The sequence below is a fragment of the uncultured Negativibacillus sp. genome, assembly GCF_944388365.1.
Lineage (GTDB): Bacteria > Bacillota > Clostridia > Oscillospirales > Ruminococcaceae > Negativibacillus.
This window is the reverse complement of sequence record NZ_CALXIN010000008.1, coordinates 16,197-42,963: the sequence shown is the minus strand read 5'-3', so window position 1 is coordinate 42,963 and position 26,767 is coordinate 16,197. Positions and strand designations below refer to the sequence as shown.

General features: G+C 51.9%; 28 protein-coding genes. 3 read left to right on the top strand and 25 right to left on the bottom strand.

Features of this window, described 5'->3' with window-relative positions:
- Positions 1–30 precede the first annotated feature (30 nt).
- Positions 31–978 carry an RluA family pseudouridine synthase gene (locus Q0L39_RS02530; protein WP_296626761.1) on the top strand — a complete coding sequence of 316 codons (948 nt, stop codon included), beginning with the start codon at positions 31–33 and terminating at the stop codon, positions 976–978.
- Between the two features lie 124 nt (positions 979–1,102).
- On the opposite strand, the gene Q0L39_RS02525 is transcribed toward Q0L39_RS02530, so the two are convergent.
- The 17 genes from Q0L39_RS02525 to Q0L39_RS02445 form a co-directional block, all read right to left on the bottom strand.
- The gene (locus Q0L39_RS02525; RefSeq protein ID WP_296626767.1) at positions 1,103–1,516 is read right to left on the bottom strand and encodes an EamA family transporter; all 414 of its coding nucleotides are present in this window, start codon (positions 1,514–1,516) and stop codon (positions 1,103–1,105) included.
- A 90-nt stretch (positions 1,517–1,606) separates the two neighbouring features.
- Positions 1,607–2,404 carry a TraX family protein gene (locus tag Q0L39_RS02520; RefSeq protein WP_296626760.1) on the bottom strand — a complete coding sequence of 266 codons (798 nt, stop codon included), beginning with the start codon at positions 2,402–2,404 and terminating at the stop codon, positions 1,607–1,609.
- An 84-nt stretch (positions 2,405–2,488) separates the two neighbouring features.
- Positions 2,489–2,974, bottom strand: coding sequence for an ATPase (locus tag Q0L39_RS02515; RefSeq protein ID WP_296626759.1), 486 nt, complete (start codon positions 2,972–2,974; stop codon positions 2,489–2,491).
- A gap of 37 nt (positions 2,975–3,011) precedes the next feature.
- Positions 3,012–3,509, bottom strand: a complete 498-nt coding sequence (gene coaD, locus Q0L39_RS02510) for a pantetheine-phosphate adenylyltransferase (RefSeq protein WP_296626758.1) — start codon at positions 3,507–3,509, stop codon at positions 3,012–3,014.
- Positions 3,510–3,513: 4 nt separating this feature from the next.
- On the bottom strand, positions 3,514–4,068 hold the full coding sequence (rsmD, locus tag Q0L39_RS02505) for a 16S rRNA (guanine(966)-N(2))-methyltransferase RsmD (RefSeq protein WP_296626757.1): 555 nt from the start codon (positions 4,066–4,068) through the stop codon (positions 3,514–3,516).
- A 114-nt stretch (positions 4,069–4,182) separates the two neighbouring features.
- Positions 4,183–6,111, bottom strand: coding sequence for an excinuclease ABC subunit UvrC (gene uvrC, locus Q0L39_RS02500; RefSeq protein ID WP_296626756.1), 1,929 nt, complete (start codon positions 6,109–6,111; stop codon positions 4,183–4,185).
- A 118-nt stretch (positions 6,112–6,229) separates the two neighbouring features.
- Positions 6,230–6,493 (bottom strand): HPr family phosphocarrier protein, encoded by a 264-nt coding sequence (locus Q0L39_RS02495; RefSeq protein ID WP_022133708.1) that lies wholly within the window; start codon positions 6,491–6,493, stop codon positions 6,230–6,232.
- 410 nt (positions 6,494–6,903) lie between these two features.
- Positions 6,904–7,677, bottom strand: a complete 774-nt coding sequence (trmD, locus tag Q0L39_RS02490) for a tRNA (guanosine(37)-N1)-methyltransferase TrmD (protein ID WP_296626755.1) — start codon at positions 7,675–7,677, stop codon at positions 6,904–6,906.
- Positions 7,667–8,185: a ribosome maturation factor RimM gene (rimM, locus tag Q0L39_RS02485; protein ID WP_296626754.1), complete on the bottom strand. Its 519-nt coding sequence runs from the start codon at positions 8,183–8,185 to the stop codon at positions 7,667–7,669. Before rimM ends, trmD begins: the two co-directional genes overlap by 11 nt.
- A 52-nt stretch (positions 8,186–8,237) precedes the next feature.
- Positions 8,238–9,044 carry an aminoglycoside N(3)-acetyltransferase gene (locus Q0L39_RS02480; protein ID WP_296626753.1) on the bottom strand — a complete coding sequence of 269 codons (807 nt, stop codon included), beginning with the start codon at positions 9,042–9,044 and terminating at the stop codon, positions 8,238–8,240.
- 119 nt (positions 9,045–9,163) lie between these two features.
- Positions 9,164–9,397, bottom strand: a complete 234-nt coding sequence (locus Q0L39_RS02475; protein WP_296626752.1) for a KH domain-containing protein — start codon at positions 9,395–9,397, stop codon at positions 9,164–9,166.
- A gap of 13 nt (positions 9,398–9,410) precedes the next feature.
- Positions 9,411–9,653 (bottom strand): 30S ribosomal protein S16, encoded by a 243-nt coding sequence (rpsP, locus tag Q0L39_RS02470; protein WP_022133703.1) that lies wholly within the window; start codon positions 9,651–9,653, stop codon positions 9,411–9,413.
- 91 nt (positions 9,654–9,744) lie between these two features.
- Positions 9,745–11,109 carry a signal recognition particle protein gene (gene ffh / locus Q0L39_RS02465; protein WP_296626751.1) on the bottom strand — a complete coding sequence of 455 codons (1,365 nt, stop codon included), beginning with the start codon at positions 11,107–11,109 and terminating at the stop codon, positions 9,745–9,747.
- A gap of 30 nt (positions 11,110–11,139) precedes the next feature.
- The gene (ylxM, locus tag Q0L39_RS02460; RefSeq protein ID WP_296626750.1) at positions 11,140–11,502 is read right to left on the bottom strand and encodes a YlxM family DNA-binding protein; all 363 of its coding nucleotides are present in this window, start codon (positions 11,500–11,502) and stop codon (positions 11,140–11,142) included.
- 252 nt (positions 11,503–11,754) lie between these two features.
- Positions 11,755–12,789: a low specificity L-threonine aldolase gene (locus Q0L39_RS02455; protein ID WP_296626749.1), complete on the bottom strand. Its 1,035-nt coding sequence runs from the start codon at positions 12,787–12,789 to the stop codon at positions 11,755–11,757.
- Between the two features lie 80 nt (positions 12,790–12,869).
- Positions 12,870–13,397: an isochorismatase family cysteine hydrolase gene (locus Q0L39_RS02450; protein ID WP_296626748.1), complete on the bottom strand. Its 528-nt coding sequence runs from the start codon at positions 13,395–13,397 to the stop codon at positions 12,870–12,872.
- A 63-nt stretch (positions 13,398–13,460) separates the two neighbouring features.
- Positions 13,461–14,309: a M55 family metallopeptidase gene (locus tag Q0L39_RS02445; RefSeq protein WP_296626747.1), complete on the bottom strand. Its 849-nt coding sequence runs from the start codon at positions 14,307–14,309 to the stop codon at positions 13,461–13,463.
- 290 nt (positions 14,310–14,599) lie between these two features.
- Here Q0L39_RS02445 and Q0L39_RS02440 point away from each other — a divergent pair, with 290 nt between their 5' ends.
- Positions 14,600–15,823 carry an MFS transporter gene (locus Q0L39_RS02440; RefSeq protein WP_296626746.1) on the top strand — a complete coding sequence of 408 codons (1,224 nt, stop codon included), beginning with the start codon at positions 14,600–14,602 and terminating at the stop codon, positions 15,821–15,823.
- Positions 15,824–16,084: 261 nt separating this feature from the next.
- Positions 16,085–16,714: a TetR/AcrR family transcriptional regulator gene (locus tag Q0L39_RS02435; RefSeq protein ID WP_296626745.1), complete on the top strand. Its 630-nt coding sequence runs from the start codon at positions 16,085–16,087 to the stop codon at positions 16,712–16,714.
- Between the two features lie 73 nt (positions 16,715–16,787).
- Here Q0L39_RS02435 and Q0L39_RS02430 read toward each other — a convergent pair whose 3' ends face one another.
- The 8 genes from Q0L39_RS02430 to Q0L39_RS02395 are packed head-to-tail and all read right to left on the bottom strand — an operon-like array spanning position 16,788 to position 26,560.
- Positions 16,788–17,753: an oligopeptide/dipeptide ABC transporter ATP-binding protein gene (locus tag Q0L39_RS02430; protein WP_296626744.1), complete on the bottom strand. Its 966-nt coding sequence runs from the start codon at positions 17,751–17,753 to the stop codon at positions 16,788–16,790.
- Positions 17,753–18,745, bottom strand: a complete 993-nt coding sequence (locus Q0L39_RS02425; protein WP_296626743.1) for an ABC transporter ATP-binding protein — start codon at positions 18,743–18,745, stop codon at positions 17,753–17,755. The genes Q0L39_RS02430 and Q0L39_RS02425 overlap by 1 nt, the downstream gene beginning before the upstream one ends.
- A 7-nt stretch (positions 18,746–18,752) precedes the next feature.
- Positions 18,753–19,913, bottom strand: a complete 1,161-nt coding sequence (locus tag Q0L39_RS02420; RefSeq protein ID WP_296626742.1) for an amidohydrolase family protein — start codon at positions 19,911–19,913, stop codon at positions 18,753–18,755.
- Positions 19,907–21,043 carry an amidohydrolase family protein gene (locus Q0L39_RS02415; protein WP_296626741.1) on the bottom strand — a complete coding sequence of 379 codons (1,137 nt, stop codon included), beginning with the start codon at positions 21,041–21,043 and terminating at the stop codon, positions 19,907–19,909. The genes Q0L39_RS02420 and Q0L39_RS02415 overlap by 7 nt, the downstream gene beginning before the upstream one ends.
- A 51-nt stretch (positions 21,044–21,094) precedes the next feature.
- Positions 21,095–22,672, bottom strand: a complete 1,578-nt coding sequence (locus tag Q0L39_RS02410) for an ABC transporter substrate-binding protein (RefSeq protein WP_296626740.1) — start codon at positions 22,670–22,672, stop codon at positions 21,095–21,097.
- Positions 22,673–22,700: 28 nt separating this feature from the next.
- Positions 22,701–23,585 carry an ABC transporter permease gene (locus tag Q0L39_RS02405; RefSeq protein ID WP_296626739.1) on the bottom strand — a complete coding sequence of 295 codons (885 nt, stop codon included), beginning with the start codon at positions 23,583–23,585 and terminating at the stop codon, positions 22,701–22,703.
- Between the two features lie 14 nt (positions 23,586–23,599).
- Positions 23,600–24,526 (bottom strand): ABC transporter permease, encoded by a 927-nt coding sequence (locus Q0L39_RS02400; RefSeq protein ID WP_296626738.1) that lies wholly within the window; start codon positions 24,524–24,526, stop codon positions 23,600–23,602.
- Positions 24,527–24,541: 15 nt separating this feature from the next.
- Complete coding sequence (locus tag Q0L39_RS02395) at positions 24,542–26,560, bottom strand: prolyl oligopeptidase family serine peptidase (RefSeq protein ID WP_296626737.1); 2,019 nt, start codon at positions 26,558–26,560, stop codon at positions 24,542–24,544.
- Between the last annotated feature and the right edge of the window lie 207 nt (positions 26,561–26,767).

The window sequence follows — 26,767 nt, the reverse complement described above, 5'->3', positions numbered from 1 at the left end:
TCGACCCCATCCAGAGAGGTGTTTTTTCCCATGAAATCCTTTATCATCAACGCCAATGATGCCGGACAGCGCATCAGCAAATTTGTCGAAAAAACGGTGCCTGCCCTTCCCTCGGGACTGCTGTATAAATCCTTCCGGCTCAAGCGCATCAAGCTCAATAAAAAGCGCTGCCAGCCGCAGGACCGGCTGCAGGAGGGCGATCTGGTCGAGCTGTACATCAACGACGAATTCTTCGGCGAGGGACGTCAGGAACTGACCTTTTTGAAGGTGCCCGACCGCATCAGCGTGGTCTATGAGGATGAAAACATCCTGCTGGTGGACAAAAAGCCAGGACTGGTGGTCCACGAGGACGATGACAACACCCCTGACACCCTGATTAACCGCATCCTGCACTACCTCTATAACAAAGGAGAATACGACCCTGAAAACGAGCACAGCTTTGTGCCTGCCCTGTGCAACCGCATCGACCGCAACACCGGCGGCATCGTCATCGCCGCCAAAAATGCAGCCTCACTGCGCATCCTCAACCAGAAGGTCAAGGACAGGGAACTTGTCAAACTCTACCTCTGTCTGGTGCACGGCGTCCCGCAGCCTAAAAGTGCCACTCTGCGCGACTATCTGCGCAAGGACAGCCAGAACAATCAGGTCAGGGTCTTTTCCAAGCCGGTGGAAGGCGGAAAAACCATCATCACCCGCTACCGCACCCTCAAGACCAACGGCAAGCTCAGCCTGCTGGAGGTCGACCTCAAGACCGGACGCACCCATCAAATCCGCGCACATCTGGCCTACTACGGTCATCCTCTTGTCGGCGATACCAAGTACGGCACCAACGCCCAAAACAAAGGCAGCGGTCACAGCTATCAGGCGCTGTACGCCTACAAGCTGCGCTTTGCCTTCCAGACCGACGCCGGCATCCTGTCCTATCTGGACGGACGGGAATTTTGTGTGGAACATGTTCCCTTTACCGACGAGATTTAAGCCCTGATTTTATTTGCTTTTACTCTTATAAAGTAACGGGAATCCAAAGGAAATGCAATAGTTTTTTTACAACTTAGGTGTGAACAACAGTTTTTTCCAAAATTTTTTGTTCATTTAACCAATATTACAGGATTAAAACAAAGGTTCCTGCGGTAATCAGGATGCCGCCGACCACCGTCTGCCAGGTCACCTGTTCTTTGAGCACCACAAACGCCAGAATCATACTGATGACGACACTGGACTTGTCGATCGGAACGACGCGGCTGGCATCTCCCATCTGCAAAGCGCGGTAGTAAAACAGCCACGAAAGTCCGGTTGCCAGGCCGGACAGCACCAGAAAGACCCAGGAGCGGGTTCCGATGTTGGTAATCTGCTTCTGCACGCCGGTCATAAAGACGATGCCCCATGCCATGACCAGCACCACAGCGGTACGGATGGCGGTAGCAAGGTTGGAGTCGATGCCGGTGATGCCGATCTTGGCAAGGATGGAGGTCAGTGCTGCAAACACAGCCGACAGCAGCGCATAGATTGCCCACAGTGAATTGGATGTTTCATTCATTACAAATTCCTTCTTCCAAAATGGATTTATCAAAAAACTGTCTGCTCTGTTTGGAGCCGGCAGTTTTTTCTATGCTAGCAGATTGGATAACAGATACAGCGCCCAGATGTGCAGCGGATAGAACAGGTAGAACACCCGTCCGTTCTGTCTGCCGCGCTGGCCGTTGTAGCACAGCATCAGCGGCAGCGAGCCAATCATCATCCACTGATAAAAATAGAGAACGACATAACTCATCCTGCCATACTCCACCGCCATGATCACCGAGGACAAAAACTGTGCTGCGCAGTAAATTCCATAACCCAGGCACAGTTTTCTGCGGCTCTTTCCAAGGTAGAAAAAGATAAGTCCCAGGATGATGACCTCGATGCTTCCCTCGCAGTAAACAAGGTTTGGCACCAGTCCATTGATGAGCCGCACCCATGATTTTCCCCATTGCTCTGCAAAGGCACAGGCAAGACCAGAAAGTGTCTGCACCGCTGCAAAAATCCCCAGCGCCATATCCGGTTTGGGAAGATTGTCTTTGCGCGCTGAGGACTGCCCATAGCTTTCAAAAATCCACACCATCGCGGCGATAACTGCCATGGTGGAAAAAATGTTGTTGCTGACCGGCACCGGTGCCATCGGGAAAAGCAGCGACAACACAAAGCTGCTGCATCCCATGACCGCCGACCCGATCCAGAGCCGCCGCAGATAGCGCGGACGGCTCCTTGTTTTTTCCAGTCCCTTTGCCAGACAGAACAGAAACAACGGCGCTGACAGTCTGCCGAGCCACCGAAACCATACCGGTGTTATCCCTCCAAAAAACTCCCCGATATGATCCACCAACATCAGCACCAGCGCAATCCATTTGAGTGCCGCTGCGCTCATTCTCTTTCCCCCTCTTTTTTCCAATAAAAAGCAGCCTTTTCACATTGTCTGTGAAAAAGCTGCTTCTCTTTTCATTTTGGCAGATTAGTCCTCTTTTGGAATCTGAATCTGTTTGGATTTGCCGGTCGCATTGCGCAGAGCCTGACGGGTATCGCGCACATTCTTCAGCGAAGCAGCCAGATTTTCCTCGGTCTGACGAAGAATCGAATCGGAAAATTCGTGCGATGCACGGCGAATTTCCTTGGCAGCCACCTGCGCCTGTGCAATGATGTCGGCAGCCTTTTCCTGCGCCTGTTTGACGATCTCCTCCTGTGCGATGAGCATTCTTGCGCGCTCCTCCGCCTTTCTCAGGGTCGCCTCCGCCTGATGTTCTGCCTGTTTGATGATATCATTGCGGTCCGCCACAATCATCTTTGCCTGTTTGATCTCGCCTGGAAGGTTCAGACGAATGTCCTCAATACACTCTCTTACCTTCTGCGCATCGACCACACAGCGTCCGCTGGAAAACGGCAGGCTCCATGCTTCTTCCAGCATATCATCAATCATGTTTAAGATCTCATCAATATTCATCTTTCCATTCCTCCTGCGCAGTTGTTTGTCTCGATGTTCAGCGTATTTTGCTCAACCGTTCCACAATCCTGTCGTGTACCTGTTCCGGTACAAACAGATGGATATCTCCCCCAAAGGAAGCAATCTGTTTGACGACGCTGGAGCTGAGATACTGGTTCTCGGCACTGGTGGTCAGAAATACCGTTTCCACCTGATGATAAAGCTCCTTGTTGATCAGCGCCATCTGAAATTCATATTCAAAGTCGGATACCGCGCGCAGTCCCTTGACAATCGCACCGGCGCCAACCTGTTTGACGTAGTCCACCAGCAATCCATCATAGCTGTCCACCTCGACGCCTGGGATTCCCTGCACCGACGCTTTAATCAGCTCGACGCGCTCCTCCAGCGAGAAGCATGGATTTTTCTGTGCGTTGACCACCACCAGCACGATGACGCGGTCAAACAGTGTCTGGGCACGTCGAATGATGTCCATGTGTCCTTTGGTGATCGGGTCAAAGCTGCCCGGGACCACTGCAATTCGTTCCTTGAGTTCCATCGGCTTATTCGTCCTCCTGCTCATTGGATTGACGGTATACTGTCACCTTTGCTTTGCCGTAAAGATAGGTCTTGATCTCGGTATAGCTTCCGGTTCCCTCCGGCAGTTCCTCATTGCGCTCGGTCTCGCAGACGATGATACCGCCTGGAGCCATACATGCGACCACCTGCTCGAACAGCTGGTGGATAATCTGCTTCTGATACGGCGGATCCAGGAACACAATATCAAATTTCTGTCCGCTGCCCTGTAAAAAGGACTGTGCGTCCATCTGGGCAACCCTTGCCTGCTCCATCAGGCCGCAGTGTTTGAGGTTTGCTTTGATGACCTCGATGGCCTTGGGAGAATTGTCGATAAAAACAGCGGTTTTGGCGCCGCGGCTGAGCGCCTCGATGCCCATCTGTCCCGAACCTGCAAACAGGTCGAGAAAAACAGCGCCCTCTACATAATTCTGGATAATATTAAAAACTGCCTGCTTGGTCATATCGGACGAAGGTCTGGTGTCCAGCCCCTGAGGAGCCTCCAGATTTCTTCCGCGTGCAAGGCCGGTTGTAACTCTCATATCAAATTCCTTTCTCTTTTGACATCATCTTTCTTTTTACTTTGCTTTTTATCCTTCTTATTATGTTCATTTTTCCTCTGTTTGTCAATGCTGTGGACTGTTTTTGCAGTATTTTTACAAATTCTCCCCGTTTTTCTGTCCTTCCTCGTTTCCGTGCAGATAACGATACAGATTGAGTGCCGTCAGATGGGTCATGCCAGGTGTTTCCTCCAGCTGTTCGACGGTGGCTGCCTCCATCGCCTTGAGGGTGCGGAAGCGCAGAAACAGATTTTTTGCCCGCTTTTCGCCGATGCCTTCCACCGAGCGCAGCACCGAATCCATGGCGCGGCTCTGGTGTTTGGCGCGCGAATAGGTGATGGAAAAGCGGTGGACCTCGTCCTGAATACTGGTCAACAGATCAAAGGCGGACCGGAAGGAGGACACCGACAGCTCGCCGTCCTCGGTGGCGATGGTACGGGTGCGGTGACGGTCATCCTTTGCCATACCAAAGACAGGGATAGCAAAGCCCATCTGTTGTACAATCGGCTTGACTGCCGCCACATGACCGCGGCCGCCGTCGAGCAGAATCAGGTCGGGCAGCCGTCCAAAACCGACGCCCTCCGACTTGTGCTGCTCATACCGCTCCAACCGGCGAGTGATGACCTCCCTCATTGAAGCATAGTCGTCCGGTTTGCCCTGCACGGTGCGCACCGAGAATTTTCGGTAAGCACCCTTGAGCGGACGTCCTTCCTCGAACACCACCATGCCCGCTACAATGGTCTCGCTGCCAATGTTGGAAATATCGTACGCTTCGATATAGTTTGGCACCTGATGCAGTCCCAGCAGCCTTGCCAGCTCGTCGAGAGCGGAGATTTCGCGGCTGGTGCGGCGGGTCTGTTCGGCGATCTGCTGGCTGGCATTCTCCTTTGCCATGGTCAGCAGCTTCATCTGATCACCCTTCTGCGGAATCAGCAGCTGGACGCTGCGTCCCGCCTTTTCAGACAGATAGCTCTGAAGCTGGTCGCGGCAGCCGATTTCTCCATCCAATACCACCGACTTTGGCACGCTGTCCTTCATGCTGTAATAGCGCAGCACAAACTGAGCGCGCAGCTCCTGCAGCACCTTGTCCAGTGCAAGCTCCTGCGTATTTTGTTCACGGGCAGCCATGGCGGCCTCGGAAAACTCGCTCATCTCATCGAGCATGAAGTACTCCTTGTCCACCAGTTTATAATCCCTGAACTTGAGCACCACTGCACAGCATTTGACCGACGACTGCACCAGCGCGATGACGTCCTCCTCCTCATAGCGGATAGACACCACCTTCTGGTTCTCCTGCAAGCCCTGGATGGCACGGATGCGGTCGCGGTAGCGCGCCGCCTTTTCGTACTGCATCTGTTCGGCAGCCTGCATCATCTTTTCGGTCAGCACCTTCTGGATCTGCGACGAGGAGCCCTTCAAGAAGCTGACCGCCTCCTCCAGCGCCTCGGCATACTCCTCAGGGCTGATCTTTCCGCTGCACGGCGCCATGCACTGCTTGATGTGGTAATTTAAGCAAGGACGCTGTTTGCCGATCTCCTGCGGAAAATTGCGGTTGCAGGTGGGCAGCAAAAACGCCTTGTTGACCTCATCGACCGTCTGCTTGACCACATAGCCGGACAGATAGGGTCCCAGATAGCGCGCACCATCCTTGAGCGGCTGATGGCTGGCGGTGATCTTTCCATAGTCTCCGCCGCCGATGCGGATATAATGGTAACCTTTATCGTCCTTCAAAAGGATGTTGTATTTCGGGGTATACTGTTTGATAAAGCTGCATTCCAGCACCAGCGCCTCAAACTCGCTGCCGGTGACGATATATTCAAAGTCCCATACATTCTCCACCATGCGGTAGACCTTGGGGGTATGCTTGTCAACGCTGCGGAAGTAACTGCTGACGCGGTTTTTCAGGGCTTTTGCCTTGCCGATGTAGATGATCTTCCCCTTTTTGTCCTTCATGATGTAGATGCCAGGCTGCAGCGGCAGTTTTTTTACCTTGTCCCGCAGATATTCCAGTCTGGGATTATCCATCCGCGTCTCTCCTTTCGATGCTGAAAACTAAAAAAGGTGCATCAGCCAAAGCGGCCGATACACCTTTCGGGTTTCTATGCGACTGAACCGTAGCCGAAGCTTTTGGCAGCGATGCTGATTATTCAGCAAAACCGGACTCAACCAGCTCTACCAGACTCTCAACAGCTTCTTTTTCATCTGCACCGTCAGCGATGATGCGGATGGTTGTACCGCCAACAATACCCAGGGACAATACGCCCAGAAGGCTCTTTGCGTTTACTCTGCGGTCCTCTTTTTCAACCCAGATGGAAGCTTTGTATTCATTTGCTTTCTGGATGAAAAATGTTGCTGGACGAGCATGAAGACCAACCTGGTTCTGTACAACTACTTCTTTTACAAACATTTCAGTTACTCCCCTATTCTAAGATGTTTCATGTTTCACTCAACCAAAGACGACCCAAACTTTGCCGTAGTTTCCCGACCGGTCCCGTTTTAGGGTTCGTCCGCTTGACACAAATTTATTATATCACAAAGCAATGGTTCGTCAACGCATATTTTGCCATTCTTTTACATACAGCTTCGATTTTCTGCTTCTTTTCCAGATGGAAGGTTTTAAATGGCTTTTCCTTTGTGTGTATTCACTATAAAGTTTTCAACATGGCTGTCATTATATACATCTTTTTTCAGAAGCTGTCCTGCCAGCACCCGCCATTTTTTCTACATTTTAACTAAAAACATCCACCGAAAATTTTCATTCATTTACTTCTCTATCAACAGAATATGCTTTATGGAGCAAAATCGTGCGTTCCTTTGTCATTCTTCCCAAATATTGCCGTCGTTATCCATCTGTGCCAAAAGTTCTTCCGCTTTGCGCCGCTCCTTCAGGTCCAGCTTGCCTTCCTCAATCGCTTTGTACAAAAGGTCAGGACGTTTTTTAGCAGTTTCGGCAATCGACTGTTCCCGCTGCCACTTCAGGATGTTGGCATGATGGCCGCTGATGAGCACCGGCGGCACCTCACGGTCGTGCCAGATCGGCGGACGGGTATACTGCGGATACTCCAGCAGTCCGTCGTAGTGGCTCTCCTCGGTAAAGCAGATCTCCTCGGACAGCACTCCTGGACAGAGTCTGCCCACAGCATCGGTCACGACCAGCGCACCCAGCTCTCCACCGGTGAGCACATAATCGCCCAGCGAGATTTCCTCGTCGACAATCTCGTCAAGCACCCGCTGGTCCACTCCTTCATAGTGCCCGCACAGAATAAAAATATGCTCCAGCTCGCGAAGTTGTACCGCCCGCTGCTGGCAGAAAGGCGCACCTTTTGGGGACATATAGATGACATGCGGCTTTGTTCCGGTCATCTCACACACCGCCTGATAGCAGCGATAGATCGGTTCGGTCTGCATCAGCATCCCTTTTCCGCCGCCATAGGGAGTATCATCGACGCGGCGGTGCTTGTCCAGCGTATAGTCGCGGATGTTGTGGCAGTAGATTTCCAGCTTTCCTGCCCGTCTGGCGCGTCCGATGATGCTCTCGTTGAGCACCGATTCGCACATCTCAGGAAAGAGGGTCGCAATATCAATTCTCATCGTCAAACAATCCTTCCAACGGGCGAATTTTCATCACGCCGCCCTCGATGTCCACCTCGATGACCACCTGCGGGATGGCTGGAATCAGCCGTTCCTTTCCATCGGCAAAACGGACATGGTAGACATCGTTTGCACCGGTGGGACTGACCTGGGTCAGCTCTCCATAGACATGACCGTCGTCGGCATCCACCACCTGAATGCCCAGCAGGTCCTGGATGAGATACTCGCCTTCCTCCATCGGGATGTCGTCGCGATGGATATATACAATCTTGTCGCGCAGCTTGGCAGCATCGTCGATCGACTCGACGCCCTCCAGCTTGAGCAGTGGCATATCCTTTGAAAAGCGCACGCCCAGCAGTTTGACAGGCTTGGTGCCTTTGGCATCCAGATAGACCGTTTCAATATCATAAAACATTTCGGGATCGTCGCACCACGGATAGAGCTTGACCTCTCCGCGCACGCCATGGGTTGTAACGATTTTTCCAGCCTCGATGTACTCTTTTCGCATACGCTTCCCCTTTCATCTATAAAAAAATAGAATTATTTTCCGTTCTTAAATATTAACCTTTTTTCTGATAATACGCCTTTGCAAAATCCACACAATCCCGCATCCGAAAGCAATGTGCTTCTCCATTCGGCAGCGGACGGTGCTGCACCTGCGCAGCATATTCCTTGAAGAACTCCTTCTGGACATCCAGAAAGTCGTCATAAATATCAAGGTCGATATTCTTAAAAGAAACCCATTGTTTCTTTCCATCCACCATCATCGGAGCGGATTCCTCAATGTCCGGACGATTTGCAAAATATTCCGCCAGATGGAGCGAGGTGTTTGTTTCAAAGGTGGTGCCCAGCATCAAAATCTTTGCATCCGCGTCATACAGCTTTTGCAGCGGCGACGCCGTTCCAAGTCCATAATCCAGCGGATGATCTTCCAGAAGTTTCTGTGCATCCTTGCCGCACGCACAGAAGGAATACAGCGGATGCGCACTTCGGTACACATTCGGATAGCGGTAAAAGTAAGCTACAACCGCTCCCAGGGCATCATCCACCGGTGTTCGCTGCGGGTCATACGGCAGCATGGTTTCCCGTATATCGTCGTGCCATTCCTCCGGAGCCGGTGGATACTGCCAGAACTTCGGGTTCATATTGTACACCGACTGAGACGGCATCACCAGCGTTCCCTGCGGACCAATACAACCGAGCACTGTGTCGATCACCATTGCTGCTCCGCCGATGAGATAGCCAAAGAATTTGAGCGAGGCATGAAGAACCAGTGTATCTCCGGCGGCAACGCCCAGATCGTTCAGCAGATGTTCCAAATTCGGCCGATAATAGGGCTTTTGTCCGTTCTGTATGATTTTTTCCACAGCTGTTCCCTCCTTGCCATTGCAAAACACACCAACAAAAAAGGACGCACGGGACCAAAACTGCCCCTGCGCCCTTTTGATGATCCATTTCAGAATGAAAGCTGCCGATACAGAAATCGTTAGTCGATCTCCACTGCAACCTTCTGTTCAACCTTACCGGCAGCGGATCTTACGATTGTACGAATCGCTTTCGCAATTCTGCCCTGTTTGCCGATGACACGTCCCATGTCGTCAGCTGCAACATGGAGGTGATAAACAACAGTGCCGTCCTCCTTGGGTTCATCCACGGTGACCGAAACTGCGTCCTTGTCGTCCACAAGGCCTTTCACAATAGTAATAATCAGTTCCTGCATTTGCGATTACCTCCTACAGGATATTGTTCGCTTTAAGCAGGGATCGAACTGTGTCGGTTGGCTGAGCGCCGTTGGACATCCATTTTTTTGCTTTTTCAGCATCAACCTTAACGGTAGCTGGAGTCTGTGCCGGATCATAGTAACCGATCTCTTCAATAAATCTGCCGTTGCGCGGATAACGGGAATCAGCTACAACGATACGATAGAAAGGAGCTTTCTTAGCACCCATTCTGCGAAGTCTAATTTTAACAGCCATTTCTGTCACCTCCTGAACCTTTCAAATACTCTATATATCAATTCCGGAGGAATTGATATTGCAATCTTTCCGGAATTTGATAAACCTTAGTTTACATTGGCGGCATGTTTTTAAGCATCGCCGGATTAAACGGCATTCTTCTGCGGCGCTTGCCGTTCTTGCCCTTGCCGCCAAGCATTTTCATCATTTCCTTCATCTGCTTGTACTGCTTGAGCACACGGTTGACACGCGGTACGTCGGTGCCGCTGCCCGCTGCAATTCTGCGCTTTCTTGCCGGATTGATGATATCTGGATTTGCGCGTTCTTCCTTGGTCATCGAATTGATGATCGCTTCCAGATACATGATCTCCTTCTCGCCCGCCTGCGCGGTTTCATCGGAGATCTTGCCGGACATACCCGGGAACATCTCGAGGATCTTTCCGAGCGGTCCCATATTTCTGACCTGCTTGATCTGTTCGAGCAGATCCTCCATATCAAAGGAATTTTCCTTGAGCTTCTTGGCAACTTCCATTGCCTTCTGCTCATCGACCTCGTCCTGTGCCTTCTCGATCAGGGTGAGCACGTCGCCCATGCCCAGGATTCTCGAAGCCATACGGTCTGGGTGGAATACTTCCAGGTCATCGAGCTTTTCGCCCATACCTGCAAACTTGATCGGCTTGCCGGTAACTGCTCTGACCGACAGCGCTGCACCGCCGCGGGTGTCGCCGTCGAGTTTGGTGAGGATGACGCCGTCGATGCCCAGTGTTTCGTTGAAGCTCTGTGCCACATTGACTGCATCCTGACCGGTCATTGCGTCGATCACAAGCAGAATCTCGTTTGGATGAACCTCTGCCTTGATGTTCTGCAGCTCCTGCATCAGCTCTTCGTCGATATGCAGTCGGCCGGCGGTATCCAGGATGACGATGTCGTTGCCGTAATCCTTGGCGTGCTTGATCGCATTCTTTGCAATCTCCACCGGATTTGTGGTTCCCATCTCAAAGACAGGAGTGTTGACCTGCTCACCGACCACCTTCAACTGTTCGATCGCCGCCGGACGGTAGATGTCACAGGCGACCAGCAACGGGCGTTTGCCCTGCTTGCGGAACATCTTGGCAAGCTTTGCCGAGTGGGTGGTTTTACCGGAACCCTGCAGACCGCACATCATGATGACGGTTGGGATTCTGGGAGAAAAATTGATGCGGCTGTCGGTGGAACCCATCAGCTCGGTCAGCTCGTCGCGAACGATCTTGATGACCTGCTGTGCCGGTGTCAGGCTGGAGAGAACCTCCTCGCCGACCGCCTTTTCGGTGACGTTCTTGACAAAGTCCTTGGCGACCTTGTAGTTGACGTCCGCTTCCAACAGCGCCAGGCGCACTTCGCGCATTGCTTCCTTTACGTCATTCTCAGAGAGCTTTCCCTTCGATCTGAGCTTTTTAAAGGCTTGATTGAGTTTTTCGGCCAGTCCCTCGAATGCCATCGGCTTTCCCCCATTCGCTGTCAGAATTGTTTAATCGTTGATCTTCTGGGCAAGTTCCACAATCTTTTCGGCCTCGCGCCGAATCTTGCGTGCCGTGGGATATTTGTCCGCCTCAAAGGCGATATCCCTTGCACAGGCGGTGATCTCCTCGATCATCCCCTGATACTCCCGAAACTTTCGAACCAGTCCCAGCCGTTCCTCCAGCTCCAGCAGCGTCGTTTCTGCGCGCTTGATGCTGTCGCGGACTCCCTGACGGGTGATGTTTGCAAACTGGGCAATCTCCGCAAGTGAGAGATCCTCGTTGTAGTAAAGCTGTACGACCTCCCGCTGCTTGTCGGTCAGCATCTGACCGTAGTAGTCGAGCAAAACCGATATTTCCAGGTTTTTGGCCATCGTGCAGCTCCCCTTTTTGGTTTCGGGCGGATGTTGGTGTAAAGGCAGAAACCTTTACTGAACTTACCTTTGCTATTATACCGGAGCTTTCCCATTCTGTCAAGGTGTTTTGCTTTACACTTTCCCAAAAAGTTTTCGGTGGAAAAACCGGCCCTTTCGGTGTTTTTCACTAAATTTCCACCGACTGCCAAACCCAGCCGCCTCCTGATACCAAAAAAGCACGGGTTTCCCCGTGCTTTTTGTCGATTTGATTTACAGCGCTGCAATGGCGTCAACCAGTGTCTGTACATTTTCATCCTTGGTTGCCCAGCTGGTGCAGAAGCGGATGACGGTGTGGTCGGCATCATATTTCTCCCAGGTTTCAAAGGCAAAGTTTTCAGCCAGTTTCTCCATCTGATGATCCTCAATGATGACAAACTGCTGATTGGTGTAGGAATCGGTGTACATTTCCACACCCTTTGCTTCAAATGCCCGACGGATCTGCATTGCCTGCTCTACCGCATGCTTGCAGATGTCAAAATACAGATTGTCGGTAAACAGCGTTTCAAACTGCAGACCCAGCAGACGTCCCTTTGCCAGCAGACCGCCGTGCTGCTTAATGATATAACGGAAGCCATCCTTGAGCTTGTCGTTGAGGATGACCAGCGCTTCGCCCATCAAAGCACCACACTTGGTGCCGCCGATGTAGAACATATCGCACAGGCTGACAATGTCCTGAAGGGTGACGTCGTTCTTCGGGCTGGTCAGTCCGTAGCCCAGACGTGCGCCGTCGATGTACAGCGGAATACCGCACTCATGGCAGGCATTGCTCAGATCGGTCAGCTCTTCCTTGGTGTACAGAGTACCCATCTCGGTTGGGAAGGATACATATACCATTCCTGGCTGGACCGTGTGCTCGCGCATGCTGTCGGTAAAGTGGCTTTGGTAATAGTCACGAACCTGCTCACCGGTGATGATGCCCTCATGACATGGAATCGGCAGAACCTTGTGACCTGTTGCCTCGATCGCACCGGTCTCATGGCAGGCGATATGTCCGTCATACGCTGCAATGACGCCCTGATACGGACGCAAGATGGAAGAAATCGCAATCAGGTTGGTCTGTGTTCCGCCAACCAGAAAGTGTACATCCGCATCCTCACGACCGCATGCCTGACGAATCAGCTCGCGCGCACTGTCACAGTAGTGGTCGGTGCTGTATCCAGGCAACTGCTCCATGTTTGTTTCCAGCATTCTCTCCAAAATCTTTGGATGTCCGCCCTCTACATAGTCGCAGCTAAAGTAAATCATTTGTATTATCCCCTTTTATCCTCTATTTTTTATTTTATAAACAAAGTTTTATAAAATTCATGCCGCAATTCCAATCATTATCAGCGGTTCACTACCTGCACCTGAATGCCCTGCAGGACATCCAGCGCCTTTTCGGTCATACTGTCGTCGCCTCCGGCGGTTGCACGGGCATCCACCACAATCTGTGCCTCCGGCAGTGCCGCTTTCAGCAGAGCTGCATTGGAAAGCACACAGATGTTGGACACAAGACCACACAGCTCGATGTGGGTATAGCCCTGCTGCCTTGCATACTCGGCAAGCTCCCACGAACCAAAGCAGGGTTTGTAGAAGCACTTGTCTGTGTCGGCGCGCAGCTTTGCAACCTCGCCGTACAGCTGCCAGCCTTCGGAGCCCTTGATGCAGTGCGGAATGGGCAGATTTCTGCCCTCCTGTGTCTGCAAGTAATCCTCTCCGTGGGTGTCGAAGGTGAAGATGATCTCCTCACCCGCCTGACGATAACGATTGATTTTATGACAGATTTCCTCCTCCAGCTGCACCGCTTTTTCAAAGCCCAGTGCGCCGGATACAAAGTCGTTCTGGTAATCGACAACGATCAAAGCCTGTTTCATAACGTTTCCTCCTGATTGAGAGTTTCGCGTGATAAAATGGGCAGCGTTTCGCAGTAAGCCGGCTTAACAGTAAGCCAAACGTCCCATGCTTGCAATGCCATGGATGGCGTTGAACAGTTCGGTATAATCGCCAAGAGTCATCTCCAGACTGCGTCCGCCTACCCGCTGGATGCCAGGCATCTGCTGGATGACGTCGCACTTGGAGGAAGTTGCCAGGTCGATGTGGCAGCGGTATGGCGCCTCAAAGGTATACAGCGGCAGCTTGGTATAATCGCTGTCCAGCACCTTTTTAACCGCAGCAATGGTCTCCTCGCGGATCATCTTCTTTGGCTTGTACATCGCAGAAAATCTTGCCAGCGACTGCTTGGTGCAGACATATTCGACCCATGGCATCATGCCGTCGTCCAGCAGCTGTTTTTGCAGTGCCGAATCGCCGATGACCAGTCCAACTGGTGCTTTGTTGACGATGCCGGCATAGGCTGCATTGATGGTCGCTTCGTTCATCAGCTTGTCATTGATAAAGACATTCTGTACCGATGCGCCCGAATAGGTGTGGTCCATCGAGCTTGCCAGCTCGCCTGCGCCGCCGTGGTAGCCCACAAAGAACACCAGGTCAAAGCTGTCGTCCATCGCCGGCATCATATACTGCGGACGCGGACTGCCGCTGACCAGCCATACGCGGTCATCTTTTTCGCTGAGCAGATCATAGGAGAGATTTTCTCCGCCGCCGTGGGAATCAGCGATCACGATGTGGGTGATCTCCTTGTTGCGCTTGGATTTGGCCACGCCGTCCAACACCCATTCCACCTGCTGATTCATCGCTTTGCGGAAGCGTTCCCGTTCCTCGCTTTCATCTTTCCAATGGGTGATTCCTGCCAGACCTTCCATATCTACCGAGATATACAGTTTCATTCGTCATTCTCCTTCTTCATCCATCTGGAGCTGTTGCAAAATGCTCCGATCTTTTTCATTGTATCACTGCTTCCCTGGTTGTGAAAGCGTTTTTCCACACAATTCTCTTGGCTTTTTCAGACAAATATTTTAGATACTTTTCATAAATTTAACAGTGTTCACTTTTATTTTTCTCCTCTCTTTTCAAATTTTGCCAAAGGTTTAACCCTCCTCTTCTTGACAGCTTTGCAAAAATCCTTTATCGTTTGATAGGATTATCTTTATTTTGTCTTTTTGTTTGGAGGGTTTTTATGTCATCTTTATCAAAACCGGAAAAAAGCTGGATTTTGTACGACGTTGCAAACTCCGCTTTTACCATGCTGATTTCCACCACCATTCCCATCTTTTTCCGCTCGCTGGCAGAGCAGGATGTTTCTTCTTCCACCGCCTCAGGCATCTGGGCGCTGACCACCTCGGCAGCGGTGCTCATTCTGGCGGTACTTTCTCCTTTCCTTGGAGCGCTGGCCGATTACAAGGGCATGAAGAAAAAGATGTTCTCCCTGTTTTTGGTCATCGGTATCATCGGACTACTGCTGCTGTCCTTCTCGGGCAGCTGGGTTTCCTACATGCTGCTGTTTGTCGTGACCCGCATCGGTTACAGCGCCTGCAACATCTTCTATGATTCGATGCTGGTCGATGTCACCAGCGATGATCGCATGGACCGCATCTCTTCCTATGGATATGCGCTCGGCTACATCGGCAGCTGCATCCCCTTCACCATCGGTATCGTGCTGATTCTGGTGCGTCCGTTCGGACTGTCCACCCAGACTGCCACCCAGATCTCGTTTGTCATCACTGCACTGTGGTGGGCCGGACTGACTATGCCGCTGTTAAAGAATGTGCATCAGACCCACTATCTGGAAAACCGTCAGAACCAGGTCAGCCACGCTCTCTCCCGCATCGGTACCACCCTCAAAAAGATCCGCAAAACTCCGCAGGTGCTCTACTTCATCATCGCCTACTTCTGCTACATTGACGGCGTGTACACCATCATCTCGATGGCGACCACCTACGGCGGAGAGGTTGGTATCAGCGATTCCAGCATGATTCTTGCGCTGCTGCTGACTCAGTTCATCGCCTTCCCTTGCGCCATCTTTGCCGGCAATCTTGCCGAAAAGATCGGCACCCTCAAGGTCATCCGCATCTCCATCCTGATCTACTGCGGCATCTGCATCTTTGGCTACCAGCTGGACAAGAGCTGGGAGTTCTGGGTGCTGGCAGTGGTCGTCGGTATGGCACAGGGCGGCATCCAGTCGCTGTCCCGTTCCTACTTCGGACGCATCATCCCCAAGAATGAATCGAACGAGTACTTCGGCTTCTTTGATATCTTCGGCAAGTTTGCCGACTTCTTCGGTCCGCTGATTATGTCCTTCTGTGCACTGGTGCTGGGTTCCTCTACCTACGGCATCCTCGGTCTGCTGGTACTGTTTATTGTCGGTTATCTGCTGCTGAGAAAAATTCCTGAAACAAAATAGAAAAACCTTGACAGGAGCTTTTGCCATCTGGCAAAAGCTCCCGTTTTTTTTGCAAACCTACCTGTAAATTCTTTCATGTATTTTCTTGATCTTTTCCTTTGAGCTAGCATCCTTCCTGCGGTTAATCGAAATAGGCAGAATAAAATTCAAGGGAAAGCGCCCGACTTTTTTCTATTTATTTTGCACAATAAATTGACCTTTCGACCAAAAAAGATTATAATAAAGTTGTAATTTGATACGACATACTAAAGGAGGGTGCCTATGCCCAAACAAACTTTTTTCAATCTCCCTGATAAAAAGCGCAACCACATTATCGAAACATCTATTCAGGAATTTTCCAAAGCGCCCTATCAAAATATCAGTATCAATCATCTGATCAAGAGCATGGGCATCCCCACCGGCAGCTTCTATCAATATTTTGAAGATAAAAAGGATCTGTATTTCTATATTCTTTCCTTCTACATTGATGCCCTGCTGGAGGAATCGGTCAGCGAAAACAAAAAGATCGACCTGCTGGATAACAAGAAAAATCTTCATGTCAACGAGATGTTCTCCAAGGCACCGCAGTCCGTTCCATATTATCAGGAGATATTTGTGGACAACTTTATCAAGGCGCCGGCAGAAATCAAACGTGACTGGACCTTTGATCGACTCATCGGCGGCAATTATATGACACTGTACGATGACAGCTTTTTTGAGAATGAGCAGCTCGACCCCAAAATCAAAGAGCATAAAAATTTGTTGATTGGTGTTGCGCTGGCACTGCCCAATATCATCCACTGCTTCTGTGACCCGACTCAGAATGCCCAGGAGGAAGCAAACCTTTTTCAGTTCTGCATTGATGTTCTCAAGGAAGGGCTGGTCCACTATCATTCCAGTCCTGTCAAATAACCCCCTAAAGTTTCAGAAAGGCCCCACGCCAATAAGGCGTGGGGCCTTTCTGAAACTTATGAAAAAACAGAAACTAGATCTCTTGTTTGAGCGGAAAATGGCAGGCGCACATGCCGCCTGGACATGGCTGCAGTGTCGGTTCCTCCTTGCTGCAAATCTCCTTTGCATAAGGACAGCGTGGATGGAAGCGGCAGCCGGACGGTGGATTGATCGGGCTTGGGATCTCGCCCATCAACAGCTCCTTATCCTCTTTTCTCTTTTCTGGATCAGGCTGCGGCGTGGACTCCAGCAAAAATCTGGTGTACGGATGACACGGGCTGCTGTACAGCGATTCGGTGTCTCTGATCTCGCAAACCTTTCCCAAAAACATAACACAGACGCGGTTGGAAATATAGCGCACGACGCTTAGGTCGTGGCTGATAAACAGATAGGTCAGATTCAGTTCCTTCTGCAGATCGTGCAGCAGATTGAGAATCTGGGCCTGAATCGAAACGTCCAGCGCCGATACCGGCTCGTCACAGACAATCAGCTTTGGATTGAGCGCCAATGCCCGCGCAATGCCGACACGCTGACGCTGACCGCCCGAGAACTGATGCGGATACCGCCGGTAAAACTCCGAGCGGATGCCGACCTTGTCCATCAGCGCACGCACCCGTTCTTCTTCGTCCTTTTCGTTTTTATAGATCTTATAGGCGCGCAGCGGTTCTGCGATAATCTGCCCCACATTCATTCTGGGGTCGAGCGAAGCATACGGGTCCTGGAAGATCAGCTGCATCTTCTGACGCGCCTGGCGCAGCTGCTTGTTGTTCATCGCTGTCAGGTCCTCTCCATCAAACTGGATGCTTCCTGCAGTCGGTGGGATCAGTCGCAGCAGGACCTTGCCCAAGGTGGATTTTCCACAGCCCGACTCACCTACCAGCGCCAGCGTTTCACCGGCATAGATGTCCAGATCCACGCCGCTGACAGCGTGGACAATGCCGCCGGTCGCCTTAAATTCCTTGGTAATCCCTCTGGCCTGCATCAAAATCTCTTTTTCCATCAGTTCTCCTCCTTTGCACCGGCCAGAAAACACCGAACCTGATGTTCTGCGCCTACCGATACCAGCGGTGGCTGCTGTTTGCTGCACTGTTCGGTCGCATGCGGACAGCGAGGCGCAAAGCGGCAGCCTGCCGGCATATCCTTCAGGGTCGGAACCATGCCCTCGATGCTGTCCAGACGCTGGTTGGAATCCATCTTTGGAAGTGCACCCAGCAGTCCGATGGTGTATGGATGCTGTGGATTTTTAAACAGCTCATACACATCGGCAGTTTCCACTACCTTGCCGGCATACATGACGTATACCTTGTCGCACAGCTCTGCCACAACTCCCAGATTGTGGGTAATCATCATGATGGAGGTGCCCTTCTGTTTCTGCAGCTGGCGCATCAGGTGCAGAATCTGCGCCTCGATGGTTACATCCAGTGCAGTGGTAGGCTCGTCGGCAATCAGCAGATCCGGATTGCAGACCATCGCCATGCCGATCATCACGCGCTGACGCAGTCCGCCCGACAGCTGGTGCGGATATGCACGGTAGCGACGCTCCGGCTCTGGAATGCCTACCTGTTTAAAAATTTCGATGACGCGCTGTTTTGCCTCCTCCTTGCTGATCTTTTCATGCAGAAGGATCGCTTCGCGCACCTGTTTTCCTACCTGAATGACCGGATTTAAGCTGGTCATCGGCTCCTGAAAGATGATGGAAATCTTATCGCCGGTAATTTTGCGCAGTTCCTTTGGCGAGAGTTTGGTCAGATCGGTCTCTCCCAGCAGAATTTTGCCTTCCTCCACGCGGGTATTGCTCGGCAGCAGGCCCATGATCGACATGGCGGTCATGCTCTTTCCACAGCCGGACTCACCAACAACGCCGACCGTCTTTCCTTTCGGAATTTCGATGTCCACTCCGTCTACCGGTACCAGCTTTCCATCCTTGCTGGAAATCACTGTTTTCAGATTTTCCAGACGAAGCAGGATCTCATCTTTCTCCTTGTGTTCCATCCATCCTTCAGCTCCTTTCTGGTGCGGTGTATACCACCGAACCTTCGATAATGGTGTAGCACAGCTTTGCCGCTACATCCCGCGTCGGCATTGCACTGAACAGTACAACGTCGCCGTCCTTGCCCACTTCCAGGCTTCCCACACGTTCCGAAACACCCAGTGCCTTTGCAGGATTGATGGTAATCATGCGCAGTGCACGTTCAGGGCTGACGCCGCAGCGGACTGCCTCGCCCGCCTGAATCAGCAGCACTTCCTCCGAAAGGATCGGCGAATCGGAGATGATCGACACATTGACGCCGCGCTCATCCAGCAGCTTCACGTCGATCAGATCGGCGCCTGTCAGCTCTCCATAGCCGGTCGGCACACCGACCGGTCCATAGTTGATATCCGCGCCGCTCTCAGAAAGCTCCTCCAAAAATTCCTTTGCCAGCCAGGCGTGTTCGATGGTCAGCCGGCAATGATACTTTTTGGCAAGCTCGATGGCTGTCAGCATATCAAACTGCTCACAGTGAATTTTTAACGGGATCTGCCCTTCGAGTGCGGGCAGCATCGCCTCGTATTTTTCGTCATATTTTGGCGGCTGGGTTCCTTCCAGCTGCGCCTTCTGTTTTTCCTTACGGTACTGGTCTGCCTTGGCAAAGGTCTCCATCAGCACCGAAGCGATACCCATGCGGGTCATTGGTTTTCTTCCTTTAGGGCCGTATGCTCCCTTTGGATTCATGCCCAGCGCAATCTTTAATGCACTGGGATTTTTAATGGTCATCTTGTGGATGTCGTTTCCGACACTCTTTGCCACAAAGGCCTGTCCGCAGATGACATTGCCGCTGCCTGGAGTGATGCACAGTGTGGTAACTCCAGCCGCCGGCACACTGCGGAAGTTTTTGTCCAGCGGATTGCAGCCGTCGATGGCGCATACCTGCGGAGTGACCGGATCGGTCATCTCGTTTAAGTCCATGCCGTTCTGGTCGATCATATCAAATCCGCCCTGATGGGTGTGGGCGTCCACAAATCCTGGCAGCGCCCACAGGCCGCTTGCATCCAGAACCTGCTGGTCCTGTGCCGGAAGGTCACAGCCAATGGCAGCGATCTTTCCGTCCCTGATAAGAATGTCGCCGGTATAGGGGGCGGCACCTGTCATGTCCAATATTGTTGCATTGCGAATCAGCATACAGCTCCACCTTCCTTGCGATAAACAATCTTTCCTGCAACCACTGTGGTATCTACACAGGCGCTCCAGCTTTCCAGCGGATTGCCCTGATAGATCACCAGGTCTGCAAACAGTCCTTCCCGAATCGAGCCGATGAGGTGGTCGACTCCCAGAACTTTTGCCGTTTTTACCGTCATGAGGTCCAGAACATCCGCCGGCTGGTATCCTTCCTGAACCAGACGGCAGGCGTTCCAGAGCAGGTTTTCCTTGCCGACGCCGCCGGACGAGCAGCCGATGCAGACGTTGGTTTGCTGCTGCATCGACAGCAGGCTGTCCACATCGGTGCCGTACCAGATGCGTGCTCCCGCATCAAACTGGTCGCCCAGAATGACCGAGGCTCCCGACTCTACAATCAACTCTTTGACCAAATGTCCCTCATAAACGCCGTTGAGAATCAGACGAAGATCAAATTCTTTTGCAATGGCGATCACATCGGCGATGTCCGCCACAGTATGTACGTTCATCAACAGCGGAATCTCCTTTGTCAGCACCTTCTCCAGTGCAGCAAAGTCCTCATTGTCCTCCCGATTTTCCTGCTGCATCCATTCCTTTGCTTCACGCAGCTGTTTGCGCAGCAGCGACGCCATGCCCATGCGGGTCATCGGTGCAGCATCCTTTGCCTTGAAGGTGGCTTTTACATCCGAGAGAAAATTTCCCTTGACTGCCACCGTATCACAGACACACATCTGTCCGGCAGTTGCTCCGTCCACATGATAGACGCCCATCTGTCCTGCCAGCAGTGCCCCATCGGCTGGAGCAGCACCAAAGCTGGTGATGCCGCCCAACCAATAGCGCTGAAGTGCCACTTCTCGGCCGTCTAGCGCATAACGCACATGCAGTCCTGGGTGACAGGGAGAGGAAGTCTCATTGGAATCGCCCTGGCGCAGGTTTGCATAGTCGGTCAGTCCCACCGAGGTCACCGGCAGGATAAAGCCTGGAAATACATCCTTGCCCTGCGCGTCCAGAATCTCCGCACCAGGTGCGGACAGACCGGTTCCAATCTGTAAGATCTTCCCATTTTGGATCAGAACATCCCCTGTCAGAACCTGCTGGTCTGGGAGATGCAGGTTCCCGTTTTTTATCAGCATCATACGTTTCTACGCTCCTTTGACGGCCTCAAAAGCGGCTCGTTAAATTTTAATTTATGCGTTTGCAGGTGTTACTTTGCCAAGGTAGTAAACATAGTTTGCACCGCTGACTGGGTTAAAACCGGTCAGATCGGAGCGATGAACAAAGTTGAAGTAGCTTTCGTACATTGGTACCATGTTGTAGAAGCTGTACTGCATATCCAGAGCCTGTTTTACCAGTTCACGGCGGGCATCTGCATCGTACTCATTGTCGATCTGCTCCATCAGTGCATCATATTCTGGAGTTTTGTAAACACAATTTCCATAGTAACCGTCCGATACATAGAAGTTGAGCATATCCTCGGTGCTTACCTGGTCGGTACCGAAGTCCAGAATGGTCATCTGGCAGGTGCCGTCGCTGATCTTTGCATAGTAGGCGTTGGTATCCAGCTGAACGATTTCAACATTGATGCCGATTGCCTGAAGGTCTGCCTGTACCGACTGTGCGATCGAAGCCTCGTTTGCACTGATGTACAGCTTGAGAGTTTCGCCGTTGTAGTTGGACTGTGCCAGATATTCCTGTGCCTTTGCTACATCGTAGCCGTCAATGGTCTGAAGGTCTGCATAGTCGCCCATGACACGCAGCGGATAAAGAGTGGTTGCCGGAATGGTTTCAGGCTCGTTGTTGAACATCGCTGCATTTTCACGGTTGATTGCATAGTAAACTGCTTTTCTCAGGTTTTCATCGCTGGTGAATGGCTCTGCATAGAAGTTGAGGTATTTGATCGACCATCCGGTGTTAACCTCTGCGGTCAGGTTCGGGTCCTCCTCAACAAGGGCCAGCTGGTTCGGAGTAACGTTGATGGCAATATCTGCCTCGTTGTTCTGAAGTGCAACAATCGCGGTGCTGCTGTCTACAGGGGTGCGGATGATGACCTTTTTGAAGTATGGTGCACCATCGAAGTAATCCTCATTTGCAACCAGATGAATGTACTGGTCTGCTCCCTGGGACTCAAACTTGTAAGCGCCGGTGCCGACAGGATTCTTTGCAAATTCCTCTGCGCCCTTCTCATAAGCGGTTGGAGAAACGATGAACGGACCTTCCGCCATCATCGGCAGCAGTGCAACGTGTGGAGTTGCTTTGGTGATTTTAACGGTGTAATCGTCTACCTTTTCGCAGGCAGTATAGTAGGTGGTGATATAAGCGGTCAGTGGGTTTTCGAACTGTTTGTCGAAGGCATAAACAACAGCATCAGCATTGAATGGAGTGCCGTCGTGGAAGGTGACATCCTGACGCAGGTGGAACAGTACTGCTTTGCCGTCGTCGGTGTCTTCCCAGCTTTCAGCCAGACATGGAACTGGGTTTCCGTCGTTGTCAAACTGCAACAGGCAGTCAAAAATCTGGTGCATTGCGTTCTTGTCAACGCCGCTGGAAGAAGCGGTGGTCAGCGGGTCCAGTGTCTCACTGGTCATGTGCGAGATGAACACCAGTGTGTCCTTGTCAGCCGCTGTGGTCTGCGCGCTCTCCTGTTCGGTGGTCTGTTCTGTCGTGGTTTCGCCTGTGCTTTGCTGGCTGCCGGTGGTCTCCTGTCCGCAGGCTGCCATGCCAAAAGCCATCGCCATTGCACACAATAAAGCAATGATTTTCTTCATGGATCTCTCTCCTTTTAACTTAATAAATTTATCTTTCCGCCTGACGCGGGTCTAACGCTTCGGTCAATCCATCTCCCAGCAGGTTAAAGCACAGTGCTGTCAGCACGATGGCAAGACCTGGGAAGATAATCATGTGCGGACTCTGCCGCATCCAGCTGGTAGCCTCGCTGAGCATATTGCCCCATTCCGGTGTCGGCGGCTGGATGCCCATGCCGATAAAGCTCAGTCCGGCTGCGGACATGATCAAACCTGCCACGTTCATCATCGCATTGACGATGATAGGTCCGATCGCATTGGGCAGAACGTGGTGGAAGATGATGTCGCGGTCCTTGACACCACAGCTGCGGGCCGCTTCGATGTAGTCCTGCCGTACTACGGTCAGCACTACCGAACGAATCATACGGGTGAAGCTTGGCACACTTGCCACAACGATGGCGATGGTCATGCTCTCCATGCCGCTGCCCATCGCTGCAACCAGGCTCAGTGCCAGCAGCATGTAAGGAATACACATCAGCGCGTCGATGATTCGCATGATCCATGCGTCCACCTTGCCGCCAAAGTAGGCAGCGGTTGCACCCAGCACACAGCCTCCGAACAAGCTCAGTGAGGTGCAGACTACGCCGAACATCAGCGAGTAGCGTGCACCGTGGATCACTCTGCCGAACAGGTCGCGGCCCATGTGGTCGGTGCCGAACAGGTGCTGCAAACTCGGTCCCAGCATTCTTTCCTGTGGATTCGGTGTGATGATCGTTTGGTAGTCCACAATGAAGTCGGCAAACAGTGCAAAGAACAGGATGATACACAAAAAGATCAATGCAACCACCGAAACCTTGTTCTTACAGAACAGTCTCCAAACCTCTTTCCACTGGCTTGGCTCGACGTTGGTGACGATTTTTTTCTTTTTTCCAAACATTCTTCACACCTCCTTTATTCGTACTGTGCCTTGATTCTTGGATCAATAAAGGCATAGATCAGGTCGACCACCAGCATAATCAGCATAAAGGTGGTGGACAGAAAGATAACTGCAAACATGGTCAGCGGCACATCCTTGGCTTTGATAGCAGCGACGATGGCGTTGCCAAATCCTGGCAGACCAAAGACGATTTCGGTGATCATTGCGCCGCCCAGAAGTCCTGCAAAGTTCATGCCCAGCTGGGTAATGACCGGAATCAGTGCATTGCGCAGCGCATGTCCAAAGATGACGCGGCGGTCGCGGGCGCCCTTTCCTTTGGCGGTACGGATGTAGTCCTGGTTCATGCTGTCGAGCATGGTCGTTCTGGTCAGACGGCTGATAAATGCCGCACTGGGCAGTGCCAGCGTCATGACCGGCATGATGTAATGCTGCCAGGTTCCGACACCGCTGCTTGGCAGCAGGCCCCATGAGAGCGACAGCCACAGCATCAGCATCAGGCCCAGCCAGAATCCTGGAACCGAGGCCAGAAACAGTGCCAGTACGGTCAAGGCGTTATCTATCAGCGAGTGCTTTTTGACTGCGGACAGGATGCCCAGCGGAATACCCAACAGTGCCGAACAGCAGACTGACAGGATTGCCAGACGCAGCGCGGTCGGCAACTTTGGCATCACCACCCGGGCCACCGGCACGTTAAAGGTATAGGAGGTGCCAAAGTCACCGTGAAGTGCATCCCAGATATAATCGACATAGCGCACCAGCAGCGGACGGTTGACGCCCAGCGATTCGTTGAGCATATCCACCTGCTCCTGTGTGGCCGTCGTTCCCAGCATGATCCTTCCAGGATCGCCAGGCGTGATATTTAAGATAAAAAATACAACAAACACAATAAACAACAGTGTCGGTATAACTACCAGCAACCGTTTGAGAATGTACTTGCCCATGCTTCTCCCCCTACCTTACTTTTGAACTTGCCCTGTCATCCCCAGTGCATACTCGATAAACAGGTGCATCTCTGCACAGGTTTTGTAAAAATACTCGCCTGCTCCTCTGTCGTGGCTTCCATACGGCAGCACACGCAGCAGAACGGTTTCACCGGCAGTTGCCTGCTGCAATGCAGCGGCAAACTTTTTGCCGTGATACGGCGGCACGTTGTTGTCCTGTTCTCCGGTCTGGACATAGACAAACGGATAGGCAACTCCCTGATGAATATTGTGATACGGAGAGTAGCTCTTCATGTATTCGAAGAATTCTTCCTCTCTCGGATCGCCGTACTCGGTGACATACATCGGACCGCGGTCATCGCAGCAGAAATGCAGCATATCGGTGTGCGGCACGCTAGCGATGACACATCTCCACAGCGAAGGTTCCATGGTCAACAGCGCGGTCGTGAGCAGTCCGCCGTTGCTGCCTCCGCAGATGGCGATGTGTTCCGAGGTTGTCCAGCCATCTGCAATGACTGCCTTTGCAATATCAATAAAATCATAAAAGACGTTCTTTTTGTTCAATCCGCAGCCGGCCTCATGCCATTTGGCGCCGTACTCCTCGCCGCCGCGCAGGATGCAGTGGACATACAGTCCGCCTTTTTTCAGCCAATCAGGGATGTCCATTCCGACGAAAGGATTGTTGTACCATGGCAGCTGGCTTGCGGAGTAGCCGCCGTAGCCGTACATCAGTGTTGGTGTCTGCTGATCGGGCTGCTTGCCCTTTGGATAAACCAGAAACGCAAGGATGCGCTGTCCATCGCGGGCGGTAACAAACCGGCGCTGCACCTCCACCTCGACGGAGGGCTTGTCCTGTACGCTGTACACCGGTGTGATCTGCTCGCTCTCCACATCGTAGCGAAGGATGGACGGTGGGCAGCCAAAGCTCTGAAATTCCAGGTAACGCACCTTGCTGTCCCATGCTGCCGACTGGAAAGCGACACTGCCGATCTTATCCGGCAGCTCGATAGTGCGGACAAAGGTTCCGTCCTTCTCAAACAGCTGCAATGCACAGGCAGCATCCTGAAGCTCGATCACCAGCAGACGGTCACCTGCGACACCTGCACCTTCCAGCGGGAAGGAACCTTCTGGAACAACCTCTTTCATCGGAGAAAACTCCATGCCGTTTTGCTCAACCCCGATGACTCTGCCCAGCGGTGCCTGATAATCGGTCAAAAAGTAATGGCAGTTTCCGATGGTGCCCAGATAGTCCAGCTTGGAGTTTTCCTCCTGCATCACACGGGCAGCCTGTCCCTGCGCATTCAGATAAATCATCACTACATCGTGGTAGTCCTTGCAGACATGAACAAATATGCTTCCCTCCGGTCCTGCTGCCAACCGCAGAAATACCGAATGGCCTGGCCAGGTATAGACAATCTCCTGCTGTCCGGTGCAGCGGTTCCAGCGAACAACGCTGTTCTCGGTGGTTCCGTCCGCGCGCTGCTCGGACTGGTTGGAGTAGATATATGCTCCGTCCGACGACCAGGTGTAGGAGAAGGTTCCGTCCAGCTCTGCCAGTGTCTGATTTTGTTCGAGGTCGCGGATAACGACTGACATTCTGGCAGCTTTGTCCTTCAGCGCAAAAAAGGCAGCGATCTTTGGATCAGCCGGACATGGGGATACTCCATAGACGTTCATGGTTCCGCCCATCATCTCACGGTTAAGCAGTACCTTCTGCTCGGAAAAATCGAACTTCACTTCCACTGCCGCCGAGCTTCCGTCGGTTCCGCTGCAGACTGCGTACAGTTTTTCTCCCACCTGACACAAATTGTGATAAGTCGGTTTTTTCTGCTGGGACTTCAGCTGCTGGATGCGCTGACCCAGGTTTTTGTCCTCAAACCAGTGGTCTGTATAGGCATTTTCCTCCGCTACCCAGGACAGGACCTGTTGGTCCTTCGCATTCTGCATATATAGATACGGGTCCTGCACCAGATGATTGCCGCACTTCCAACTTTCCAAATGCTCCACAGCCTTTGGATACTTTTGTCCTTCCATGAAAAAACCTCCCTCATTTTTTCGATTTTCGCAGGCAAAAGCGCATTTTCCCTGCACGATATGAATATATTCATATCCTCTTGATTTGCTTTATACCATAGCACCAGCTTAACAAATTGTCAATATTATTCTTGTATAATTATAATATATGTGTAAAAATAGCTGTGCTTTTGCCATATTTTGCATAATAAGACTATCATTTTTTCC

Bases quoted from the DNA above. Each gene is read 5' to 3' on its own strand.
- coaD (WP_296626758.1), bottom strand. From the start codon at position 3,509: ATGGAACTCAAGGAACGAATTGCAGTGGTCCCGGGCAGCTTTGACCCG.
- Q0L39_RS02395 (WP_296626737.1), bottom strand. From the start codon at position 26,560: ATGGAAGGACAAAAGTATCCAAAGGCTGTGGAGCATTTGGAAAGTTGG.
- Q0L39_RS02515 (WP_296626759.1), bottom strand. From the start codon at position 2,974: ATGAATATTGATGAGATCTTAAACATGATTGATGATATGCTGGAAGAA.
- Q0L39_RS02435 (WP_296626745.1), top strand. From the start codon at position 16,085: ATGCCCAAACAAACTTTTTTCAATCTCCCTGATAAAAAGCGCAACCAC.
- rpsP (WP_022133703.1), bottom strand. From the start codon at position 9,653: ATGGCTGTTAAAATTAGACTTCGCAGAATGGGTGCTAAGAAAGCTCCT.
- Q0L39_RS02440 (WP_296626746.1), top strand. From the start codon at position 14,600: ATGTCATCTTTATCAAAACCGGAAAAAAGCTGGATTTTGTACGACGTT.
- Q0L39_RS02445 (WP_296626747.1), bottom strand. From the start codon at position 14,309: ATGAAACTGTATATCTCGGTAGATATGGAAGGTCTGGCAGGAATCACC.
- trmD (WP_296626755.1), bottom strand. From the start codon at position 7,677: ATGAGAATTGATATTGCGACCCTCTTTCCTGAGATGTGCGAATCGGTG.
- ylxM (WP_296626750.1), bottom strand. From the start codon at position 11,502: ATGGCCAAAAACCTGGAAATATCGGTTTTGCTCGACTACTACGGTCAG.
- uvrC (WP_296626756.1), bottom strand. From the start codon at position 6,111: ATGGATAATCCCAGACTGGAATATCTGCGGGACAAGGTAAAAAAACTG.
- rimM (WP_296626754.1), bottom strand. From the start codon at position 8,185: ATGCGAAAAGAGTACATCGAGGCTGGAAAAATCGTTACAACCCATGGC.
- Q0L39_RS02430 (WP_296626744.1), bottom strand. From the start codon at position 17,753: ATGGAAAAAGAGATTTTGATGCAGGCCAGAGGGATTACCAAGGAATTT.
- Q0L39_RS02420 (WP_296626742.1), bottom strand. From the start codon at position 19,913: ATGCTGATTCGCAATGCAACAATATTGGACATGACAGGTGCCGCCCCC.
- Q0L39_RS02410 (WP_296626740.1), bottom strand. From the start codon at position 22,672: ATGAAGAAAATCATTGCTTTATTGTGTGCAATGGCGATGGCTTTTGGC.
- Q0L39_RS02520 (WP_296626760.1), bottom strand. From the start codon at position 2,404: ATGAGCGCAGCGGCACTCAAATGGATTGCGCTGGTGCTGATGTTGGTG.
- rsmD (WP_296626757.1), bottom strand. From the start codon at position 4,068: ATGAGAGTTACAACCGGCCTTGCACGCGGAAGAAATCTGGAGGCTCCT.
- Q0L39_RS02455 (WP_296626749.1), bottom strand. From the start codon at position 12,789: ATGATTTACTTTAGCTGCGACTATGTAGAGGGCGGACATCCAAAGATT.
- Q0L39_RS02425 (WP_296626743.1), bottom strand. From the start codon at position 18,745: ATGGAACACAAGGAGAAAGATGAGATCCTGCTTCGTCTGGAAAATCTG.
- Q0L39_RS02475 (WP_296626752.1), bottom strand. From the start codon at position 9,397: ATGCAGGAACTGATTATTACTATTGTGAAAGGCCTTGTGGACGACAAG.
- Q0L39_RS02495 (WP_022133708.1), bottom strand. From the start codon at position 6,493: ATGTTTGTAAAAGAAGTAGTTGTACAGAACCAGGTTGGTCTTCATGCT.
- ffh (WP_296626751.1), bottom strand. From the start codon at position 11,109: ATGGCATTCGAGGGACTGGCCGAAAAACTCAATCAAGCCTTTAAAAAG.
- Q0L39_RS02530 (WP_296626761.1), top strand. From the start codon at position 31: ATGAAATCCTTTATCATCAACGCCAATGATGCCGGACAGCGCATCAGC.
- Q0L39_RS02405 (WP_296626739.1), bottom strand. From the start codon at position 23,585: ATGTTTGGAAAAAAGAAAAAAATCGTCACCAACGTCGAGCCAAGCCAG.
- Q0L39_RS02400 (WP_296626738.1), bottom strand. From the start codon at position 24,526: ATGGGCAAGTACATTCTCAAACGGTTGCTGGTAGTTATACCGACACTG.
- Q0L39_RS02415 (WP_296626741.1), bottom strand. From the start codon at position 21,043: ATGATGCTGATAAAAAACGGGAACCTGCATCTCCCAGACCAGCAGGTT.
- Q0L39_RS02450 (WP_296626748.1), bottom strand. From the start codon at position 13,397: ATGAAACAGGCTTTGATCGTTGTCGATTACCAGAACGACTTTGTATCC.